5 protein-coding genes are annotated in these 6,319 nt (G+C 40.0%); 1 reads left to right on the forward strand and 4 read right to left on the reverse strand.

Annotated elements, in window-relative coordinates; translation table 11 throughout:
* Window positions 1-888 precede the first annotated feature (888 nt).
* Window positions 889-1,194, forward strand: coding sequence for a hypothetical protein (locus C9I89_RS22360; RefSeq protein WP_146155090.1), 306 nt, complete (start codon window positions 889-891; stop codon window positions 1,192-1,194).
* An 875-nt stretch (window positions 1,195-2,069) separates the two neighbouring features.
* On the opposite strand, the gene C9I89_RS22045 is transcribed toward C9I89_RS22360, so the two are convergent.
* From C9I89_RS22045 to C9I89_RS22070, 4 genes are all read right to left on the reverse strand, one after another.
* Window positions 2,070-2,825, reverse strand: a complete 756-nt coding sequence (locus C9I89_RS22045) for a hypothetical protein (RefSeq protein ID WP_107285474.1) — start codon at window positions 2,823-2,825, stop codon at window positions 2,070-2,072.
* 1,096 nt (window positions 2,826-3,921) lie between these two features.
* Window positions 3,922-4,704, reverse strand: a complete 783-nt coding sequence (locus tag C9I89_RS22060) for a hypothetical protein (protein WP_107285477.1) — start codon at window positions 4,702-4,704, stop codon at window positions 3,922-3,924.
* 130 nt (window positions 4,705-4,834) lie between these two features.
* On the reverse strand, window positions 4,835-5,431 hold the full coding sequence (locus C9I89_RS22065; RefSeq protein WP_107285478.1) for a DJ-1/PfpI family protein: 597 nt from the start codon (window positions 5,429-5,431) through the stop codon (window positions 4,835-4,837).
* Window positions 5,432-5,549: 118 nt separating this feature from the next.
* Window positions 5,550-6,146 carry a DJ-1/PfpI family protein gene (locus C9I89_RS22070; RefSeq protein ID WP_107285479.1) on the reverse strand — a complete coding sequence of 199 codons (597 nt, stop codon included), beginning with the start codon at window positions 6,144-6,146 and terminating at the stop codon, window positions 5,550-5,552.
* Between the last annotated feature and the right edge of the window lie 173 nt (window positions 6,147-6,319).

A 6,319-nucleotide genomic window follows, 5' to 3' on the forward strand; every position in this document is an offset into this window, starting at 1 on the left:
AACATAGTGTTTTACCTCTTGATGAAAACTGAGTCGCATTTCTCTGATACTTTCGAAGTCTTTTCCTCTCTTCTTTATTCAACATTTATAACCTCTAAAGTTTAGATTATTACTCGATTATAAGTCCTGCTTTAACTATCAGTATCATGTGGGTTTGAGCTACATACAACAATGTAACAATTGCTATAACGCCTAGGATAAGGTGCGCCACGATGAACTCACCAAATCCACTGAATTTCATACCAAAAATGCCGAGTAAAATGCGTCACCTTGATACTTTTGTTATGCAACTCCATCCATTTGCGCTACCTTTGCTTGGCCGAAAATCTGTCCGCGCATGATGTCTTTTGAATGGAACAGCAACAAATCCTGACTTGAAGATCCAGTGAGACAATCCATGCCTTTAAGCCAGCAGGACTTTCTCATATTCCTGATGCCAAACCAGATTGGCTGCCCTGCGATGAAGCTGAAAGCCAAAGGGACCGCTGCTTTCTGAAACCACGGAACACAAAGGGTGTTAAACGAAAGCCTGACGGTTTGTACTCAAAGACAACAACTGAGCTTCCAACCAACTTACCCCCGATGCCAAACGGCAGCCTTTTGATGAACGAATGGCCTGAGGGATTTTGGTATTGAGCGATGAAGTTACAACACAAAACAATACATTGCTCTAGGTGCATAACGCCTGCAATAAGGTGTGCCACGTTGAACTAGCCAAGCACACCGAACTCCATACCAAAACCGCCGAGTGTAACGCATCACCTTGATTGCCTTGTTATGTAAATAAAATTTGACCATTTCCCTACAAGCGATCACTTAATTTAAGATTGCAATTATGCCACTACCCGTTACAATCCATTGTTTTGTATGAACAATATAGAAATACTTATGAAATTATTAAAACTATCACTATTGTCACTATCCCTAATTTCCAGCTCAGCATTTGCTTTTAATGCCGAACGATTAAACTTAGCTATCTGCTTAGATGCTTCTTTCTCTCAAGGGAGAGCAACATATAATAAAATCTATAGCCAATGGGAAAGTGACACCTCTCACCTTACTCAAGAAACAGCCGACTCTTACCAATTTAAAGGTCGTGACTTTAGGAAAATACAAATGGTTGAATCAGGGTTAGACCGTAAAGCACAACGGAAGTTAAACTGGGAACAACGAAACTGCTCAAAATTCATTTGAATCTAATCCACTATACTCAAACCACTTCAAAATGCTCGTTTTAGCGAGAATGACTTGGCTGGTAGACAAGGCGAAGATTTAAAGACATAGTAACTTTACGTCAAAGAACTTCAACACCGCATACCAGCCAAGTAAACTAGCCCTTTGATAAGGATTCAACGAACTCATTTCGGTGTCAAATAACATACCCTATCACGATTTTCCTGAACTGAGCTTGCCGATATCACTCTGAATCCTGCATCTTGGAGTAGTTTAAGTATATAGATTACCGTCGAAGTGTTTTTTACATAACGCTGAGCACATGGGCAGCTAGACCCATGAACCAAAATTTAAATACCGTAATCACAAAACTCAATTCAAACCAAAACTGCCGAGTAACAGCTGTCCCATGGTGCGTTTTGTTAGGGCAATTTTGGCGGGTATCCATCTCCCAGCGCCGACGGTGGTTGTAGGATCATTCTCTCAGCAGAACCATCATTCATGAATCGAAAGTCAGCTTGGCAATGAATCTCTTGTGACTAACAGCGTGAACCGGTGCCACGAGTATCTTTAACGTGCTGAGAAGCCGAATCGAGCGTACTGCGGACTAAGACCGACAACATCCATTTTCACGGTAAACAACCAACGATCTTAATATGGCTGCAAACGATGACTTTTTAGCAGTTAAGCATCGACCCATCACAAATAAATCGCATGACTTCATGACCGCTGAACGAAAGAACATAAATCATATTTAGCCATGACTTATCGACAGCTGGAGATTGCTGCTTTAGAAGCCCTAACGCCTGCAATAAGGTGCCCCACACTGAACAAGCAAAGCGCACCGAACTTCATACCAAAACCGCCGAGTGTAACGGGTCACCTTGATTGCCTTGTTATAAGTCTGGTTGATTTTTCACTTCCATTGTTGAAAGGGCGAAGTCTACTTCTTTCTGCGTCATATTATGAAAAACAAACTTAATCAATAACTTACTTTTATCATACACATTAACCCTAACATCTCGATTTGAATCTGCTTCACCAAACTGAAGCCCACGATATTTATTATCAAGGTTAAAAGAATATAAATTGCCATAAAATGGAATATATACAGAGCGAAAAACCATTGAAGCCATAGCGATTTGAATATCATCTAATGTTGATAAAAAATTCACACTATCTGGCTGAAACCCATAAAAGAAAGTTGTTAACTCGTAATCTGAACGTAAATATTCCTCTCCAATCACACTTTGGAGCTTACGTTTATCATTATTATAACTCATAAAACCATCAACTAGACTTGGTTCTTTTGAACCATTCATTATAGTAATGGATTTAAAAACATCCCCCTCCTCATAATAATATACATGAAGATTATGATTAGGACGGAGCAACCCTATCGGATTTACTTTTTCAAACATAAACTCCGTATTTATCATTACAAAATCCAATTCTATTTTGGCATGAGCACTACTAAACTCACCTATAATATTAACCTTTCGCTCTTTTAGTCGGTTAATATTTCCCACGCCGCCATTGTGCGCAATGACTTTATTAATTGAATATATAGAATATACGCGGACTGACAAAAACAGACCAAGCACGGATAATATTAGAACTGATATTATTGTGAATATTTTTTTGTTCTTCATAAATTTACCATGATTGACTTATAACGCCTAGGATAAGGTGCGCCACGATGAACTCACCAAATCCACTGAATTTCATACCAAAAATGCCGAGTAAAATGCGTCACCTTGATACTTTTGTTATGCAACTCTATCCATTTACGCTACCTTTGCTTGGCCAAAAATCTGTCCAGGCATGATGTCTTCTAACTGAAACAGCAACAAATCCTGACTTAAAAATCCCAGCAGACAATCCACGCCTTTAAGCCAGCAGGACTTTTTTACATTCCTGATGCCAAACCAGATTGGCTGCCCTGCGCTGAAGTTGCAAGCCAAAGGGATCGCTGCTTTCTGAAACCGCGGAACACAAAGGGTATTAAACGAAAGCCTGACGGTTCATACACAAAGACAGCAACTGAACTTCCAACCAGCTTATCCTCGATGCCAAACGACAGCCTTTTGATGAACGAATGGCCTGAGAAATTTTGGTATTGAACGATGAAGCTACAACACAAAACAATACATTGCTCTAGGTACATAACGCCTAGGATAAGGTGCGCCACGAAGAACTCACCAAACCCACTGAACTCCATACCAAAAATGCCGAGTAAAATGCGTCACCTTGATACTTTTGTTATGCAACCCCATCCATTATTGCGACCCCTATTTGGCCGCAAGTCTTTCCTCTTATATGTCTTTTCGCCTAACGAACAACAAGTTATTGCGTTGATAATTCCATCCTACATTCAACAACTTTGAACCAGACCAATTTGCATGACATCCTGATACGGACTAGCTTTGGCTGCTGCACCAAACTGATGGGCAAAGAAACACAACAGCACTTTCACTGCGGAGTAACGTTGACTGGTTCGATGTTACATTGCCAGAATTTAAGGCAGCAAAGAACACAACAACCTGCTTTTCTCTGAACTTCTTGGACAGCCTTTCGCTGAACGAATGGTCAAAGAAATCGTGGAAAAGAGCGACAAAGTTTCAACTTAAACAATACTTTGCTCTAGGTGCATAACGCCTGCAATAAGGTGTGCCACGTTGAACCAGCAAAGCGCACCAAACTCAATACCAAAACTGCCGAGTGTAACGCATCACCTTGATTGCCTTGTTAGCACTTTATTTTCGTATGACCCTCTTTGTGCTTACTATATGCCTGCACCATCACCTCAAAAACCTCCGGTATTTCAGTGATTTCCAGATATTTAAACTTATAACTTTGTTTGTTAAATCCTATGAATTCAGAATGATAAGAACTATCCTTTGGGTAGCCAGATAGAAACACCTCAAACAAAAACCCTAGGAATATGAAACATACTGTGTTCCCAAGTTTATTATTTGAGTCTAAATAACGCCGTGTAAACGGAGAAATAATACACTCTCGAAGATGCTCTCTCGTAAACCCACCATCAACACTATCAACCAATTTGAAACCACGAATAGAAAGAGTACGTTTAGATATCAATGACAGTGTATTCAATGAAAATCTCATTTTTTCATTGAGCTTATCCGGCAACGAGATTGCTTTATAACTTGTATGATCAGATACGCTTGCTCGCCACATTATTGCCGCAATAAACTGCCTTATCTTCAACGTATCCAGTGACTCAAAAAGAACACCATCATCCAAACGAGTAAAGCCGCCATATGCACCTCTTAATGCTTTTAAGCTGTACTGCTCATATGATTGATTTATTTTCTGTTCGCACCGCTCACACAATTGATCAGTCGCCCAGCTATCTTGTGAATAACCAATCGGCTTATCTATAGTGTCATTCAGCTCTATAGCTTTCCCGCTATTTGCTCGAAATATAACTCGAAACAAGCTGTCTGGAATTGCATGCGAATTACATAATTCTGTTTTACTTCTGCAAAGTTTGCATACCATTTTCATGGAATATCTCCTTACTTTCGAAGCTTGTGAGTGCTAACGCCCACAATAAGGTGTGCCACGTTGAACCAACCAAGCGCACCGCACTTCATACCAAAAATGCCGAGTGTAATGCATCACCTTGATTGTTTTGTTAAACACATGATTTTTCAATGAATCCCATGCCTTCTTTAATGCGATCTAAGTTAGCAGTTGATGTGAGCTTTTCTACAACAGTGAAAGCAACATCCATCGCGGCTGAAGGACTTCTTGAAGTGATTATGTTTTTGTCGATAACAACGGGTTGCTGGATGATATTTACACCCATTTCTTTCATTTGAGCCTGACGTTTTTCGCTTAAATGGTACGTTGTGCCATTACGACCATTAAGAACACCACTTTTAGCAATTGGTAATGCTCCGACACAAACAGAAGCGATTATCTTACCTTGTGAGTCAAAGTCGCGGATTAACGAAAGTAACCTTTCATCGTATGCATCTTCATAAAACCCAGAACGGCTCATGCCGCCAGGAATAGCCAGAGCATCAAAATCATTGATGTCTATTTCACTTAACTGAAATTCAGGCTCAATCGTAAAATTCCATGCACATTTTACCTTTGGACGTAAACCAACCGTAACAAGTTCAATTGGTTCTAAACCATAAGTTGTCGTCCAACCAAGAGCATCAGTAAATACACTTGCTTCGTATTCTTCCAAACCCTGACATAGAAAGAGAATAACCTTTTTCACTGAAACTTCCTTAAATGTGTTTAACGCCTACAATAAGGTGTGCCACGTTGAACCAACCAAGCGCACCGAACTTCAAACCAAAAATGCCGAGTGTAATGGCATCACCTTGATTGTTTTGTTAAACACATGACTTTTCGATGAATCCCATGCCTTCTTTAATGCGATCTAAGTTAGCCGTTGATGTGAGCTTTTCTACTACAGTGAAAGCAACATCCATTGCAGCTGAAGGACTTCTTGATGTGATTATATTTTTGTCGATAACAACGGGCTTCTGGATGATATTTACACCCATTTCTCTCATTTGAGTCTGACGTTTTTCACTTAAATGATAAGTTGTGCCATTACGGCCATTAAGAACACCACTTTTAGCAATTGGTAATGCTCCAACACAAACAGATGCAATTATCTTGCCTTGTGAGTCAAAGTTACGGATTAACGAAAGTAACCTTTCATCGTATGCATCTTCATAAAATCCAGAACGGCTCATACCGCCAGGAATAGCCAGTGCATCGAAATCATTGATGTCTATTTCACTTAACTGAAATTGAGGTTCAATCGTGAAATTCCATGCGCATTTTACCTTAGGACGCAAACCAACAGTCACAAGCTCAATTGGATCTAACCCATAAGTTGTCGTCCAACCGAGAGCATCAGTGAATACACTTGCTTCGTATTCTTCCAAACCCTGACATAGAAAGAGAATAACCTTTTTCACTGAAACTTCCTTAAATGTGTTTAACGCCTAGGATAAGGTGCGCCATGATGAACTCACCAAATCCACTGAACTTCAAACCAAAAATGCCGAGTGTAATGCGTCACCTTGATACTTTTGTTATGCATTCCCATCCGCAAACACTGTCATAATTTGGCAGTAAATCTGTTCGCTCA

The sequence above is a fragment of the Photobacterium lipolyticum genome, from assembly GCF_003026475.1.
Taxonomy (GTDB): Bacteria; Pseudomonadota; Gammaproteobacteria; order Enterobacterales; family Vibrionaceae; genus Photobacterium; species Photobacterium lipolyticum.

Coding starts and splice junctions, on each gene's coding strand:
- C9I89_RS22360 (WP_146155090.1), top strand. CDS start 889: ATGAAATTATTAAAACTATCACTATTGTCACTATCCCTAATTTCCAGC.
- C9I89_RS22045 (WP_107285474.1), bottom strand. CDS start 2,825: ATGAAGAACAAAAAAATATTCACAATAATATCAGTTCTAATATTATCC.
- C9I89_RS22060 (WP_107285477.1), bottom strand. CDS start 4,704: ATGAAAATGGTATGCAAACTTTGCAGAAGTAAAACAGAATTATGTAAT.